The organism is Roseivirga echinicomitans (assembly GCF_001592935.1).
Taxonomy (GTDB): Bacteria; Bacteroidota; Bacteroidia; order Cytophagales; family Cyclobacteriaceae; genus Roseivirga; species Roseivirga echinicomitans.
In genome coordinates, this window is sequence record NZ_LRDB01000050.1 from 604,375 (window position 1) to 618,356 (window position 13,982).

Annotated in this window: 17 protein-coding genes; 8 read left to right on the forward strand and 9 right to left on the reverse strand. The window is 40.8% G+C overall.

Annotation, left to right across the window (positions count from 1 at the left end; genetic code table 11):
- Window positions 1-142 precede the first annotated feature (142 nt).
- The 7 genes from AWN68_RS16780 to AWN68_RS16810 all read left to right on the forward strand — a co-directional run bounded on the left by AWN68_RS16780 (window position 143) and on the right by AWN68_RS16810 (window position 4,413).
- On the forward strand, window positions 143-481 hold the full coding sequence (locus tag AWN68_RS16780; protein ID WP_068418265.1) for a PadR family transcriptional regulator: 339 nt from the start codon (window positions 143-145) through the stop codon (window positions 479-481).
- A complete protein-coding gene (locus tag AWN68_RS16785; RefSeq protein ID WP_068418266.1) occupies window positions 478-1,164 on the forward strand; it encodes a hypothetical protein in 687 nt (228 codons plus the stop codon). The genes AWN68_RS16780 and AWN68_RS16785 overlap by 4 nt, the downstream gene beginning before the upstream one ends.
- Window positions 1,161-1,874: a hypothetical protein gene (locus tag AWN68_RS16790; protein ID WP_068418269.1), complete on the forward strand. Its 714-nt coding sequence runs from the start codon at window positions 1,161-1,163 to the stop codon at window positions 1,872-1,874. The genes AWN68_RS16785 and AWN68_RS16790 overlap by 4 nt, the downstream gene beginning before the upstream one ends.
- A 12-nt stretch (window positions 1,875-1,886) precedes the next feature.
- Entirely contained in the window at window positions 1,887-2,531 is a 645-nt protein-coding gene (locus AWN68_RS16795) for a hypothetical protein (RefSeq protein WP_068418272.1), read from the forward strand.
- Window positions 2,515-3,210: a hypothetical protein gene (locus AWN68_RS16800; RefSeq protein ID WP_068418281.1), complete on the forward strand. Its 696-nt coding sequence runs from the start codon at window positions 2,515-2,517 to the stop codon at window positions 3,208-3,210. Before AWN68_RS16795 ends, AWN68_RS16800 begins: the two co-directional genes overlap by 17 nt.
- 119 nt (window positions 3,211-3,329) lie before the next feature.
- Window positions 3,330-3,911, forward strand: a complete 582-nt coding sequence (locus tag AWN68_RS16805) for a hypothetical protein (RefSeq protein WP_068418283.1) — start codon at window positions 3,330-3,332, stop codon at window positions 3,909-3,911.
- Between the two features lie 154 nt (window positions 3,912-4,065).
- Complete coding sequence (locus AWN68_RS16810; protein ID WP_068418286.1) at window positions 4,066-4,413, forward strand: hypothetical protein; 348 nt, start codon at window positions 4,066-4,068, stop codon at window positions 4,411-4,413.
- A 148-nt stretch (window positions 4,414-4,561) separates the two neighbouring features.
- Here AWN68_RS16810 and AWN68_RS16815 read toward each other — a convergent pair whose 3' ends face one another.
- Window positions 4,562-6,025: a DEAD/DEAH box helicase gene (locus tag AWN68_RS16815; RefSeq protein WP_084362909.1), complete on the reverse strand. Its 1,464-nt coding sequence runs from the start codon at window positions 6,023-6,025 to the stop codon at window positions 4,562-4,564.
- 476 nt (window positions 6,026-6,501) lie between these two features.
- Between AWN68_RS16815 and AWN68_RS16820 the strand changes: the two genes are divergently transcribed.
- The gene (locus tag AWN68_RS16820) at window positions 6,502-6,927 is read left to right on the forward strand and encodes a response regulator (RefSeq protein ID WP_068418289.1); all 426 of its coding nucleotides are present in this window, start codon (window positions 6,502-6,504) and stop codon (window positions 6,925-6,927) included.
- Window positions 6,928-7,014: 87 nt separating this feature from the next.
- Here the strand turns inward: AWN68_RS16820 and aroF are convergent, their stop codons facing one another.
- The 8 genes from aroF to AWN68_RS16860 form a co-directional block, all read right to left on the reverse strand.
- Window positions 7,015-8,025: a 3-deoxy-7-phosphoheptulonate synthase gene (gene aroF / locus AWN68_RS16825; RefSeq protein ID WP_062302305.1), complete on the reverse strand. Its 1,011-nt coding sequence runs from the start codon at window positions 8,023-8,025 to the stop codon at window positions 7,015-7,017.
- Between the two features lie 109 nt (window positions 8,026-8,134).
- Window positions 8,135-8,908, reverse strand: coding sequence for a tryptophan synthase subunit alpha (gene trpA, locus AWN68_RS16830; protein WP_068418292.1), 774 nt, complete (start codon window positions 8,906-8,908; stop codon window positions 8,135-8,137).
- An 80-nt stretch (window positions 8,909-8,988) separates the two neighbouring features.
- Window positions 8,989-10,170 (reverse strand): tryptophan synthase subunit beta, encoded by a 1,182-nt coding sequence (gene trpB, locus AWN68_RS16835; RefSeq protein ID WP_068418294.1) that lies wholly within the window; start codon window positions 10,168-10,170, stop codon window positions 8,989-8,991.
- A 75-nt stretch (window positions 10,171-10,245) separates the two neighbouring features.
- Window positions 10,246-10,875: a phosphoribosylanthranilate isomerase gene (locus tag AWN68_RS16840; protein WP_068418296.1), complete on the reverse strand. Its 630-nt coding sequence runs from the start codon at window positions 10,873-10,875 to the stop codon at window positions 10,246-10,248.
- A gap of 106 nt (window positions 10,876-10,981) precedes the next feature.
- Entirely contained in the window at window positions 10,982-11,782 is an 801-nt protein-coding gene (gene trpC, locus AWN68_RS16845) for an indole-3-glycerol phosphate synthase TrpC (protein WP_068418299.1), read from the reverse strand.
- A 129-nt stretch (window positions 11,783-11,911) separates the two neighbouring features.
- Window positions 11,912-12,898 carry an anthranilate phosphoribosyltransferase gene (gene trpD / locus AWN68_RS16850; RefSeq protein ID WP_068418302.1) on the reverse strand — a complete coding sequence of 329 codons (987 nt, stop codon included), beginning with the start codon at window positions 12,896-12,898 and terminating at the stop codon, window positions 11,912-11,914.
- 39 nt (window positions 12,899-12,937) lie between these two features.
- A complete protein-coding gene (locus tag AWN68_RS16855) occupies window positions 12,938-13,567 on the reverse strand; it encodes an anthranilate synthase component II (RefSeq protein ID WP_068418304.1) in 630 nt (209 codons plus the stop codon).
- A 34-nt stretch (window positions 13,568-13,601) separates the two neighbouring features.
- The gene (locus tag AWN68_RS16860; protein ID WP_068418307.1) at window positions 13,602-13,979 is read right to left on the reverse strand and encodes a four helix bundle protein; all 378 of its coding nucleotides are present in this window, start codon (window positions 13,977-13,979) and stop codon (window positions 13,602-13,604) included.
- Window positions 13,980-13,982 lie beyond the last annotated feature (3 nt).

Genomic DNA, 13,982 nt, shown 5'->3' on the forward strand with positions numbered 1-13,982 from the left:
CACACACCTTTTCATCCTGAGTGGTACCGCGTTCGCAGAAGCTTTAGCGGATGAGAAGCGAAGGAACTATATAAACGAAGCCATCGACAAAAAATAACATACCCAAGTTTCTTATGCATAAGAAAATTATGTATACTTGTGTATGTCATCGAGTAAACTATTAAAAGGAAGTCTAGCCACCATTATTCTCAAGCTGCTGAAAGAGAACGAAAAAATGTACGGTTACGAAATCACACAACGTGTAAAGGAAATTACCGCAGGTGAATTCAAAATCACGGAAGGTGCCTTATACCCTACCCTTCATAAATTAGAGGCCGAGGGAATGCTCTCTACCGAAACACAAAAGGTAGATAATCGCATCCGAAAATACTACTCCCTTACCAAAGAAGGTAATGCAGAAGCCCAAACCAAAGTGGCCGAACTCGAAGAGTTTCTGTTGAATTTACAAAAGTTATTGAACCCTAAATTAGGCATGGGATGAGTCTAACCACCACACAGCACAACATATTGGTGAAGTACCTCAAGGATGTGGGCATTGGACATCAAGAGCCTTTCGAGGAGTTTTACGATCATATTGCTACGGCAATTGAAAAGGACAAACCAGAAGATGTAAAAAAATACTTCAGAGAAGTTATTCAACCCTCTTTTGGTGGAGTTCAAGGCATGCTAGATGTTGTGAATGAACAGAGTAAAATCAGGAGAATTGCAATTTTGAAACGGGCAAAAGAGATTTTCCTTAGCCTGTTTGGCTGGCCAGCCATAGGCTTTGTTATGGTATCTTTTATCTTACTACAAACCTTATCAAATCGATTTGACGAAAAATATGTGCTCATATACGCAGCAATTTTAGGTCTTTTTATTCCAGCCTCAGTCATGATGTATGGTGTATTTTCATTTTATAAGGATTGTAAAAAGCAGCAACTACCTTATAGAGCTAATGACCTGAATTATTCAATTCTTTTACTTATGGTGATCCCATTTAATGCCTTGAGCATTGTAGGAAACCTCCTGATTCCAATATTTATAGGCAGAGATAACTTCGGTCAGTTTCTAACAGCTTACCCAGCAATAACCGTATGTTTTTCTACACTAGTCTTGTTGTTTGGCTTTACCTGTCTTAAGCTTTTTAAAGAGAATTTCACCTTTAAACTAGAGATGATATGACAGCACTAGAAGCAAAAGCCATACAGCTGTACCTTGCAGACTTGGATGTTGATGAGGTAGAGTTCTACAACGAACTGTATGACCACATTACAACAGCCTATATTGAAAGAACAGATCGATCATTATGCATTAAGGAGTTCTTAAAAGATGTTATAATCCCAAGTTTCGGAGGGGAGAAAGCATTACGTGCTGAAATAGATAAACAAAAGAAAATTGTCAGAAAAGGGATCTACAAAGAGGCGCTCCTACTTTACCTTTCCTTTTTTTCAACTCCAAAAGGTTTATTCAAGAGTACTCTAGTGTTGTGTATGATTCTAGTATTCAACGAGGTGTCGACAACAAGAACATTATTCTCTGCACTTGTAATTCTAGCCATTTGCTTGCCCTTTTGGCTAATCAACATCATTCAATGGCGCTTTAAGTCGAAATGCAGAAAACGAAAGCTCCCGTTTTACACGAGTCACACCAATCGAATTGTGCTATTGATCGCAACACTCCTTGTTGCAGTTCTACAGGGTTTACCTGATATCACAAGTCGAATTTTATATGGCGAGCGTTTTAGTTTATTAAGAGTTTTAGAGGCTAATGCGACAATCCATTCCATAAGTGCTTTTTTGTTTATTATTTATGGTTGGGTTTGCCTTGAAATGATTTGGCGAAAAACCACCATTAATAAAAAGATCACTTCTAAATTTCTTGCCCAACCTTAAACTAGAACTGATATGAAACTAGCGCACTATCAAATTGAGCATATTACAGCCTATGTAAAGGACCAAAATATTTGGTATTATGATGTTCAACATGAACTGGTAGATCACATTGCATCGTCTGTAGAAGACGGTATGAGCAAAGAAAACTTGACCTTCACGAAAGCATTTACCCAAAGCATCGAAGCTATTAATTGCAAAACTATACAGCGCAAGAGAATGCGAGCTTCTACTTCTGCCGTACACCGTGAACTGCTAAAAGAATTGGTGGCCACAGCAACAAGCATTCGAATACTGGCGCTAGGCGCTATCTTTCTAGCTTGCTATCTCATGTTCTACAGTGCATTACCAACAGAAAGCTTGGTGAAATCCTTAAAGACCTTAAGCATTAGTGCTGTTATAATTCCATTGTTACTTTCACTCTTCGATCGGAAAAATAGGCCTTACAACTACACAACGTTTATCAGCATCTTCAACGGTTTATTCTTTTATGTCATCATACTCAATGGCATAGAAATGCATGGCGCCATTGACAGCATCAAACCTCAATCCCTATTCTACCCAGTTTTCTTTACTATTCTTTTCACCTGTATTTACCTGAGCTATTCGATTGCTTTTAAACAGTACCAAAAAATAAAGAAACATGTCGCTTACCGTTGAGCAAATAACAGCAATCAAGGCGTTTATCAATAAGCGAGGCTTCAATACTATTGAAGTGGAAATGGAAGCGCTTGACCACATGGCGAGTAAAGTAGAGGAATTGCTCGAAGAAAAACCCAACATGAACTTTGACTTGGCCATAACGAAAGCACATTCCTCCTTCGGGATTTACGGCTTATCTACTTTGGCAGAATCAATTGAAGATGGTTTGCTTCAGCGATTTAAAACACAATTCTTCAAGGAGCTCCTATCCTATTTCAACAGTTCCAAAATACTTATACCCATTGGATTGGCTATAATAGGCTACTTTCTTCTAAGCCAATACCCACAAAACGATAAAGGAATGTTTCTCCACTCGGGCTTCCTGATCTACGGATTCCTTTTAGCAGTAATTCCTTATTCCATATTTAGAAAGCAAATGAAGCGATGGGAAAAACGATCGAGCATTGTTAAAATGAGTACCCTCGGCATTTACCTTACTCAAGGTGTATTTGGCCAAGGCTTTGGCTTAACTACGAAGATGCTCTATGAACAAGGGGCTGATGCTTTTCCTTATGTATTTATAGCTGGCTTTGTGCTAACCTCGCTTACCGTTTTCATTAATTATGATTTAATGAAATGGGGCATTGCCACGGTCAACGAAAAATGGGCGAAGTATATGCCTGAGGTGGCAGTGTAGTTTTTAGACCCTTCGTAACCTCAGGGAAAGAAAAGAAGCGGTTCTACTTCCTTAAACTTCAGCAGGTAAGTTATTTTCTACTATCATTAAGCTTCTCGTTAAAAATCATCAACAGTTAAATGCTTTACATCAAATTCAATATTCAGGACAGTTCAAAGTATCAAGATTTTGAAACACTGTATGAACACATGGTTAAGGTAAGACAACCAGGTTTTAAGTTTGAAGATGAGGAAGGCCCTGAGTTTGATTGGGATGGCATGACGCAAGCCGAAGTAGATAAGGCGGTAGCAAAACTATCTGATTTTTTAGATCAAGCGCCAGAAGAGCGCAGGTACATAGCGCTTATACCAGCCTACGTAAATGAGTTTCTACAAAGCTATCTACAAAAGGATAATGAGAAATTGGGTGCGCTTGGCATTCAAGAAGTGCTGTCCATCTTCAATTATCTAGAATTCGACTTTGAGGTGGATATGGATAAGCTTGAAAGAATCAATGAACATTCCGGCATCGTTGAATGCTCTACAGGCAACTACCCTTTTGGTGGACTAGAGCGCTTTCTAATTACATTAAGAGCTTATAGTCTCACTCCCACCGAATGCTTCGATGGCTTTAACATCTGTGAAATTGAATGGACCTCAAATTTTGAATACAACACCACTGAATTGCCTGAAAGAACAAAAACATATTTAAATAGAGGTTGAAATAGGGCCTTTGTACTGTATGCCATAGAGTACTTCTAGATATGAACGTCATGTACCGGAACATATTCACTCTTGGACGCAAGCCTTTAGCATAAAAAAACTCCAACCAAATTAAATGTTAAAGTGTCTAATCTAGTTGTATAACCATTGACCGATGAGAAAACTTGCCTTACTAATATTGACAGCTTTATGCATTTCGTGCGACAAGAATGAAGAAGATATTGCTTCTGACACTTATGAAGTCACCACCGCTGGAACTAGTGTTGACTGTAAACTTATACTCATTGATTTTAAAGAAAGCGACTTACACAGAATTGAGAAAATAACTAATTCAAATGGATTAAGGTATAAGGCATACAATTTGAATAATCAGAATTTCAGTGCAGAGGGACAAGTTTTAACTGTTAGGCTGAGAAAAACACTTGACTCTGAGGTTTTTGCCTGCACAACATTAGGGGTCGGTTACCCATGGGTGACGGTATTAGAAGCAAAGTTAAAATAAAGGAAGTCTGATCAACAATAAAGATTTGACACTTGTCCCTATTCTTCATTAATAAACTTCAGATAACCCTCTCAGCTTATATCTCACAAAAAAAGTCTGCTGAAATAAATCAGCAGACCTTATATTTTACTTGATCAAGGGTTTAGCCTTAATCTCTATTTCCTTTATTCGGTCTTGAATTTCCGCTGCGTTGACCACCAGAATTACCTCTTGGAGCCCCACCGCCTGAACGCGGACTGCTAGAGTTTCCTCTTGATCCTTCGCCACCTGAGTTGCCTCTTGGGCTACCGCCTCCGCCAGAACGTTGTCCGCCAGTACCACCAGATTTACGCTGGCCTCCGTCTCGTCCATCAGTTCTTCTTTGGCCGCCTTGACCGCCACTACGTTGGCCCTGACCTCCACCTGAACCTCCTTTACGGAAGTCTGGCTTTCTGCCTCCACCCGATCTTCTTGGCTCATCTTTCGGTGCGGGAGGCGCAGCGCTTGGCTCGTAACCTTCCATAATTTCGATCTGAAGCTTTTGCCTCAAAAGCTTCTCAATGCCATGCACTAAATCATGCTCATCGTGGCTCACCAAAGAAATGGCTTCACCACTTGCTCCTGCCCTACCCGTACGGCCAATTCTATGCACGTAATCTTCGGACACGTTCGGCAACTCAAAGTTGATTACATGAGGAAGTAAAGGAATATCCAACCCCCTAGCTGCAATATCAGTTGCAACCAAAACGCGTGTAGTTCCATTCTTAAAACCTTCCAAAGCCTTGGTTCTAGCACCTTGACTTTTGTTACCATGAATCGCTAAAGAAGCAATTCCGTTTTTAGTCAGTTTTTCGCTTAGCTTGTTAGCCGCGTGTTTCGTTCTTGTGAAAATCAACACCTGACTCCAGTTGCCTTGAGAAATCAACTTGGTGACCAAAGAGGTTTTCTTGACCTTATCTACATGATATACCTTTTGAATTACCAATTCAGCTGCGGTGTTCTTTGGTGTAGCTTCCACCAAAATGGGGTCAGTCATAAAGCTGCCTGCCAAATGCTTAATTTCTGTAGAAAAAGTAGCAGAGAACAATAAGTTCTGTCGCTTTGCTGGCATTAAGGCCAATATTTTCTTGATGTCGCGTAAAAAGCCCATATCGAGCATTCTATCGGCTTCATCCAATACTAAAATTTCTACCTGACTTAAAGACAGCATCCTTTGGTTGTACAAATCGAGTAAACGACCTGGTGTGGCAACCAAAATATCCACTCCGTTACGCAAAGCACGTACCTGAGGGTTTTGGTTTACTCCACCAAAAATCACAGTAGACTCGATACTTAGGAATTCACTGTATTCTTTTACGTTTTCATATATCTGAGCAGCAAGTTCACGTGTTGGCGTTAAGATCAAAGCCCTCACTGGTCTTCTCTTTGCTTGTTTGGATTCAGATAGAATCTGAAGCATAGGCAGAACAAAGCCTGCCGTTTTTCCTGTTCCTGTTTGAGCTGACGCTAAAATGTCTTTTCGCTCTAAAATGGGTGGAATTGCTTTTGTTTGGATGGGAGATGGCTCAGTATAACCCTTTTTTGTGATCGCATGTAAAAGCGAATCAGAAAGCCCTAATGACTTAAATGACATATAAATTAATTACGAAACAAGTGAACGAGAGCGCCCACAAAACGGTGAGGCTTGTCACTTGGTGATTTGACTATGTTAAAATATTAAGCAGAAGAAATGTCTGGTCAATTTCACAAGCCATTTCGAAGTGCGAGGCAAAGGTACACCGAATTTTTACCATTGTTGGCTTTTCTCGACAGTTTCGGAAAAACATCTGGTTATCAAAGATTATATCTATTAAAATAAAAAGTAACTTTCGCCCTTCGAAAAAAGTGGATATTATGTATATTATAATTCAGAAGATCAAACTCCATTTTTTATAATCAGTTTAAAGAATTTGAAAGACTTCACAATAGACGTAAAAATGAATGGACAGACATAATAAACCTATTCAATTACAAAAAGATTGTAGAATTATACGTTGGGAACATTTGAGTTGATTCTGTGTTAGGTGAAGGAAGTACTTTTAATTTTACCATTGCCAAAACTTAAAATTTGTGAATAAGAAGTTAAACTGCATACTGCTGATCGATGATGATGATGCTACCAACTTCATTCACCAATTGATTATAAAAAAGGCCGAGTTGGCGGAGGAGGTAATCACTACATTAGATGGAAAACAAGCCCTTGAATATTTAACCAACAGTGGTCAATACGCCAATACAGAAAACGCGCTTCCCTCTTTAATCTTCCTTGATATCAATATGCCTGTAATGGGGGGATGGGGGTTTATAGAAGCCTATCAGGAACTAGACGAGAGCATAAAAAAGCAGATCGTCATTGTGATGCTCACGACATCGTACGACCCTGACGACAAAGACAAGGCACAGCAAATCCCTGAAATTGCAGAGTTTGACAAAAAACCGCTCACCTTTGAAATGCTAGATAAAATTGCTGAAAAGTATTTTTCTGAAAATATCTAGTCAACTAAGAGTTTCATAATTGACTTTTAAATAAAAACCTGTCAGTCTAGATGACCAACAGGTTTAAAATTATAGGCCTCTCTCAACTCAAAAACTCTCTCTCAGCTCAAAGGTCTTGCGCATTCGGTTGATCATTTTTGTCGATTCTTCGAAGTTTAGCGTTTGCTGGCCATCAGAATAAGCTTCTTCTGGTTTTTCATGCGTTTCGAAGATTACGCCATCGGCACCTGCCATAATACTGGCCAAAGCGATAGGTTCTACAAAATCACGAATACCTATTCCATGCGAAGGATCTGAAATCACTGGCAAATGCGTTTTCTCCTTTAGTACAGCAATCGCATTCAAGTCCATTGTGTTTCTTGTGGCGCTTTCATAAGTACGGATACCTCTTTCGCAAAGCAAAAGCCTTTCATTTCCTCCACTGAAAACATATTCCGCAGAAGAAAGCAGTTCGTCAATGGTGCCAGAGATACCACGCTTGATCATTACTGGCTTATCCACTTTACCCAATTCATCCAGAAGATTGAAATTTTGGGTGTTTCTTGCGCCTACCTGATAAATATCGGTGTATGGGTACATTTCGGCTATTTGAGAAACCTGCATTACCTCAGTAATGATTTTAATACCCGCTTCTTTGGCCAATTGATACCACAGTTGTAGGCCTTCAATACCCAAGCCACGGAAGGAATAAGGCGAGCTTCGAGGCTTGTATACGCCTCCACGCATAATAGAAATGCCGTTTTCTTTCAAATGCCCAATCACCTTTCTGATCTGGTCTTCACTTTCGATAGAGCACGGCCCAGCCATAATCTGGAAACCGCCTTCTTCAATGACAACGCCATCGCCAAGATCGATAATGGTAGGTTTTACTTTCCACTTTTTCGATACCAGTTTATAGTCGTCCGATACGATATGAATATCGCTGATGCCTTCCATATGGCCGATTTCACGGATATCGAAATCCTTCTTACCGGTACCAATCAGGTATTCTCCCTTTTGGGTAATCACGGTGGTCGGCTTATATTTCAAGCCCTTTACTCTATTGACAATGGCCTCTTTTTGGGCCGAATTAATGTCTTTTTCGAATTGTATAATCATGATTTAGTCATTGGTCAATAGTCATTGGTCGATGGTGAACAGTAACTACGAATTCTAATTTCTTTAAATATTTTTGGTGTCTCTAATCACTGTTTTCTGATTCACTGATCTACTGCTTCACAGATTTAACAAAACCAGAGATCTTCTCTTCCAAATTCCCTTCTTCCGAAATGGCTTTAATAAAAGCACTACCGATGATGGCTCCGTTGGCATTTTCGCAGGCTTTGTCAAAGGTTTCAGCATTGGAGATTCCAAATCCAATGAGGGTTGGGTTTTTCAAGTTCATATTTTTTACGCGAGCGAAATAGTCGGATTGATCTAGAGAAATGCTGGTCTTTGCCCCAGTGGTACTCGCTGACGATACCATGTAGATAAAGCCGTTTGAGTTCTCGTCAACCTGCTTGATTCTGGCGTCAGAAGTCTGCGGAGTGATTAAGAAGATATTGTACAGCCCATGTTTTTCGAACATTGGTTTATACATCTCTAAATACTCAAACATCGGTAAGTCAGGTAGAATTACTGCGTCCACCCCTACTTCCTCGCACTTGGCGCAAAAGTTCTCCATGCCAAATTGCACAATTGGGTTTACATAACCCATCAGCACAATCGGCACCGAAACCTTGTCTCTAATGTCTTTCAATTGGCTAAACAGCACTTTCAAACTCATACCGTTTTCCAAAGCCACCCCATTGCTTTCTTGAATGGTCGGGCCATCGGCAATGGGATCGGAATATGGAATTCCAATTTCAATTAAGTCGGCACCCGAAGTTTCAAGCGCTTCTAAAATTGTCGTGGTATCGTTCAGCTGAGGATAACCCGCAGTAAAGTACACGTTCAATACGCGCTCCTTTTTGTCCTGAAATAATTTATCTATTCTGTTCATTGTTTTTAGTGCTTAGTAACTCGTGCACGGTGCTCAGGGATTTTAAAACTGAGCACTGAGCACTGTAGACTATCAACCCATTAATATTTCCCCCATTTAATGTAGGTCTCTAAATCCTTATCGCCACGGCCAGAAAGGTTAATGACCACCACATCGGAAGGATTAAATGTCATTTGATTGAGCGCGGCAAAGGCATGCGCACTTTCCACCGCAGGGATAATTCCTTCTGTTCGGCTCAATAGAATTCCAGCTTTCATGGCTTCTTCATCCGTTACGCTGTAGAATTTAGCTCTACCGGTTTCAAACAAATGAGCATGCACTGGGCCAATACCAGGGTAATCCAAACCAGCCGAAATTGAATAGGGCTCTATGACTTGGCCGTCTTCCGTCTGCATTAAAAGTGTTTTGCTGCCATGAAGAACACCCGGTTTCCCTAAAACGGTGGTCGCTGCCGAATGTCCTGTTTGATTTCCTAAACCAGCGGCTTCAACAGCTATCAGTCTCACATCTTCTTCATTATAATAATGATAGAACGCACCAGCCGCATTACTTCCACCACCCACGCAGGCAATCACGTAGTCTGGATTTTGCTTACCTTTCTTTTCTAACAGTTGGGCTTTAATTTCTTTGCTTATGACCGACTGAAAACGAGCCACCATTTCAGGATATGGGTGAGGTCCTACTACCGAACCGATAATGTAGTGCGTGTCGGTTGGGTTATTGATCCAGTGACGCATGGCCTCGTTGGTGGCATCTTTTAGGGTTTTGCTACCACTTTTAGCCGGGCGGACTTCAGCGCCTAAAATACGCATCCGCTCTACGTTTGGTTTTTGCCGCGCCATGTCCACTTTGCCCATGTACACAATGCATTCAATACCCATTAGAGCGCAAACCGTAGCGGTTGCTACCCCATGTTGACCTGCGCCAGTTTCTGCGATGATCTTCTGTTTGCCTAGCTTTTGCGCCAGTAGAATCTGACCTACCGTATTGTTCACCTTATGCGCTCCTGTATGGCAAAGGTCTTCTCTTTTAAGGTAGATTTCCGCTCCATACTTCTCAGACAAACGCTCGGCTAAATATAGGGGAGTTGGGCGACCGACAAAATCACGAAGCAAGTGATTGAATTGCTTTTGAAAATCAGGCGCCTGAACAATCTGTTCGTAGTTCTCTCGTAGTTCTTCAATATTTGGGTAAAGCATTTCAGGAATGAATGCTCCACCAAAATTTCCATAATACCCTCTTTCGTCTACTTGTACTTTCATTTCTTTATTTTCTAAACTTTACTCTACTTCTTGTTTCCTCATCGAAACTCCCACGCACACTACCTACTTGAACCGTCATTGCGAGGCACGAAGCAATCTCACTTTCAACTCCTTCAACCTCTCCACATCCTTCAACCCAGGCTCAATCTCAAACTTTGAGTTGACATCAATTGCATAAGGTTGAACTTTCAAATCGCTTAACGATTCAATGTTTTCTAAGTCAATTCCTCCACTCAAGAAGTAAGGAATCCCCCCATCGTATTCATTCAGTAACTCCCAGTTAAACAGCTCTCCATTCCCCCCTCTTTCTTTTCCTTTGGTATCAAAAAGGAAGAAATCGACATTAGGCTTATACGCTTCCAACTCACCGAAATCAAAGCTTTCTCCTACTGAAAACACTTTCATTACCTTAACACCACTCGCATTTAGGTCAGCACAATATTCAGGAGCTTCGTCACCGTGTAGCTGGACTAAATCTAATCCAAACTGAATTACTTTCTCTTTCACAAAATCAAGTGCTGCGTTTACAAACACACCTACCTTTTCTGTACTGGAAGGAAAAGCATTTAACAACTGAGCATCCAAACCATCTGCTACATCACGCTTCGACTTTCCGTAGAAAATAAAGCCCATATAGTCAGGCTGTAGCTTTAACAGCTCGCTGATATTGGTGCTTTCTCGCATGCCGCAGACTTTTAGTTTCATCGTTAGTAGTTAGTAGTTAGTAGTTAGTAGTTAGAGAGAACTTTCAATGAGAATATAGGTTCCCCGATTTCCTGTTTTCTGATTAACTGATCAACTTTTTTCCTTTTTACACTGAAAGCTGTTTCTGAACTGCCTCGATAAATTCCGCAGCTGCACGCTCTGGCCGTCCCGTTTTCATAAAGGTTTCTCCAATTAAAAAGCCTTGGAAGCCTACCTTTTTCAACTCAACAATCGTAGCAGGGTCGCTAATACCGCTTTCTGAAATCTTCACAAATTCGTTCGGGATTTTGTCCACCAACATTTTTGAAGTTTCAATACTGGTTTCGAAAGTCTTGAGGTTGCGGTTGTTTACTCCTACCACGTCCAAATCTGGCGAGAGATAAGGATGCAACTCTTCCTCATTATGAATTTCCATCAGCACTTCTAAATGAAGCGTTTTGGCAAATGCAGCTAATTCCTTCAATCGTTCTGGAGTCAAAGCGGCTGCAATCAGCAAAATAGCATCAGCCCCTATTGACTTGGCTTCAATGATCTGATATTCATCAATGATAAAGTCCTTTCTAAGTACTGGGCAGAAGTTGAATTTTCTGGCTGTAGAAAGGTCTTCGTTCTTTCCTCCGAAAAACTCAGAATCCGTCAATACAGAAAGTGCCGAAGCGCCTGCCTGCATGTAACCAATAGTAGTGCGTTCTACCTTCGCATGCGCATTAATCATTCCTTTCGAAGGCGATTTACGCTTGAACTCAGCTATTATTCCAGATTTATCTTCACGCAGCAAATACTTTTTCAACGAAACGGTTTTGCTCTCGAAGTATATGCTCTGCTCTAATAACTTAGGAGGAAAAAGCCCTTTCCGTTCGGCTACTTCCTTCTCTTTGTGTGCGATTATTTTTTGTAGTATGTCCATTCTGTGTTAGTTATTGGTTATTAGTTATTGGTTATTAAGTCACTGAGGTAGTTCAATCTTTTCTGCTGAATTCGAAATCAAAAAGAAGGATTCCCTTTTCCTCATAACTCATTTCTCATACACTAATAACTACAAGTCAAGTATCTTTTTAAATGCCTTCAATGCCTTCCCCGATTCGAGTGATTCCCGTGCGTGGCCAACGGCTTCTTCAGTGCTATAGCCTTTACCGCACTGTAAAGCCATGGCCGAGTTCGCAATCACCACTTCGTTTTGAGCTTTTGTGCCTTCGCCTTTTAATATCTTCTCGAAAATCTTAGCCGATTCTTCTACCGTTTCACCACCAAAAATAGCTTCGGGCTGAATTCGAGTTAATCCTAAATCTTCAGGTTGAACAATTTCTTCTTGTAAATGCGTGATTTTCTTAAAGCCTCCTGTCAATGAAATTTCATCATAGCCATCCAGCGCATGTAAAATCACAAACTGCTTATCGGTTTTTTGGTAAAGGTAGCCGTATAATCTGGCCAACTCTAGACTAAACACACCCACCAATTGTTTTTTCGGGAACGAAGGATTCACCATTGGCCCCAACATATTGAAGAAGGTTTTTACGCCTAAGTCTCTTCGAATGGGTGCTACGTTTTTCATGGCTGGGTGAAAAAGTGGTGCATGCAAAAAGGCAATTCCGCTTTCATCCAAACTCCTTTTCAGCTTACCAATATCGTTGGTGAATTCGTAACCGAAATGCGCCATCAGGTTAGAAGAACCAGAAACAGAGGACACGCCATTATTTCCGTGCTTGGCTACATTCTGCCCTGCACCAGCCACAATAAAGGAGCTTAGTGTGGAAATGTTAAAGGTGTTCTTTCCGTCTCCGCCAGTACCGCAAAGATCGATGGCATCGTATTCTGGAATATCTACCGGCACGCAAAGTTCCAGCATCGCATCCCGAAAACCTTCGAGTTCTTCTACCGTGATGCTTCGCATTAAGTACACGGTAAGAAATGCCGCCACTTGACTTTGATTGTATTTCCCCAGTGTGAGGTTCATCAAAATCTCCTTTGCTGTGGTTTTATCCAGCGATTTATATTCTATAAGTTGGTTTAATATGTCTTTCATCTTGTCTTGTTAGTTATCAGGAATCAGAAAATCAGTGGATCAGGGTTTAGTCAGTGAAGTGAATTCCTGTTTTCTGATCACCGTTTCACTGTTTACTGAATCATTGAGCCAATTCTCAAGCAATTTATGCCCATACTCTGTCATGATGGATTCTGGGTGAAACTGTACGCCCTTTACATCATACTCCTTATGACTGATCGCCATGATTTCACCGAGTTCGTCATAGGCGGTGACTTCAAGTTCACTTCCTAAATCCTCCTTACTTACATTCCAGCTGTGGTAATGGCAAATTTCATATTCGCTTGGAATCCCATTGAATAGTCTGTCGTCAGGCTTCACCACTTTAATTTTGCTTGAAACGCCATGCAGCACTTCAGCCATATTATAAAGTGAGGCTCCATAGGCTTCGGCAATGGCTTGATGCCCCAAGCAAACTCCCAAAATGCTTTTGGTTGCACCGTAACGCTTGATCAATTCAGGCATAATTCCCGCTTCTTCTGGAATTCCTGGCCCAGGCGAAAGCAAAATCTTATCGTAAGCCTCCACTTCGTCTAGTGTAATTTGATCGTTTCGTGCCACGGTCATTTCGGCTCCCTCTGCCAACTCACGCAGGTAATGCACCAAGTTGTAGGTGAATGAATCGTAGTTATCTAGTATTAGTATCTTCATTTTGTTCAGTTATCAGTTATCAGTGAATCAGAAATCAGGAGTTCGGGTTTGTTCCCTTCGATTTTATTAAATAGTTAATGTAACCATTGATTATCCTAATGCATTCTTCCACTTGTTCATCGTACTTCTTTGCTAGTTCCTCATTAATGTATCCTTCATCATAAGCAACAGTTATGTGGTCTTGTATTTCAGTCAAAGAACCTCTTGAGACCCTACAAAACTGGATGTTCTCCTGATAATGAAACCTTCCGTAGCCTTCAGCTAAATTTGCAGTAACAGATCGTGAAGCCCTGATCAGTTGATCAACAAGTTTGAATTTCTCCTCGACAGGAAAAGTCTTTGTCAAAGCCGATATATCGACCCTTAGGACACGCCCCTTTTTCCAAGCTTCTAAATCCTTAAAACTCTTCATCTG

Coding starts and splice junctions, on each gene's coding strand:
- AWN68_RS16780 (WP_068418265.1), top strand. CDS start 143: ATGTCATCGAGTAAACTATTAAAAGGAAGTCTAGCCACCATTATTCTC.
- AWN68_RS16785 (WP_068418266.1), top strand. CDS start 478: ATGAGTCTAACCACCACACAGCACAACATATTGGTGAAGTACCTCAAG.
- AWN68_RS16790 (WP_068418269.1), top strand. CDS start 1,161: ATGACAGCACTAGAAGCAAAAGCCATACAGCTGTACCTTGCAGACTTG.
- AWN68_RS16795 (WP_068418272.1), top strand. CDS start 1,887: ATGAAACTAGCGCACTATCAAATTGAGCATATTACAGCCTATGTAAAG.
- AWN68_RS16800 (WP_068418281.1), top strand. CDS start 2,515: ATGTCGCTTACCGTTGAGCAAATAACAGCAATCAAGGCGTTTATCAAT.
- AWN68_RS16805 (WP_068418283.1), top strand. CDS start 3,330: ATGCTTTACATCAAATTCAATATTCAGGACAGTTCAAAGTATCAAGAT.
- AWN68_RS16810 (WP_068418286.1), top strand. CDS start 4,066: ATGAGAAAACTTGCCTTACTAATATTGACAGCTTTATGCATTTCGTGC.
- AWN68_RS16815 (WP_084362909.1), bottom strand. CDS start 6,025: ATGTCATTTAAGTCATTAGGGCTTTCTGATTCGCTTTTACATGCGATC.
- aroF (WP_062302305.1), bottom strand. CDS start 8,025: ATGATTATACAATTCGAAAAAGACATTAATTCGGCCCAAAAAGAGGCC.
- trpA (WP_068418292.1), bottom strand. CDS start 8,908: ATGAACAGAATAGATAAATTATTTCAGGACAAAAAGGAGCGCGTATTG.
- trpB (WP_068418294.1), bottom strand. CDS start 10,170: ATGAAAGTACAAGTAGACGAAAGAGGGTATTATGGAAATTTTGGTGGA.
- AWN68_RS16840 (WP_068418296.1), bottom strand. CDS start 10,875: ATGAAACTAAAAGTCTGCGGCATGCGAGAAAGCACCAATATCAGCGAG.
- trpC (WP_068418299.1), bottom strand. CDS start 11,782: ATGGACATACTACAAAAAATAATCGCACACAAAGAGAAGGAAGTAGCC.
- trpD (WP_068418302.1), bottom strand. CDS start 12,898: ATGAAAGACATATTAAACCAACTTATAGAATATAAATCGCTGGATAAA.
- AWN68_RS16855 (WP_068418304.1), bottom strand. CDS start 13,567: ATGAAGATACTAATACTAGATAACTACGATTCATTCACCTACAACTTG.
- AWN68_RS16860 (WP_068418307.1), bottom strand. CDS start 13,979: ATGAAGAGTTTTAAGGATTTAGAAGCTTGGAAAAAGGGGCGTGTCCTA.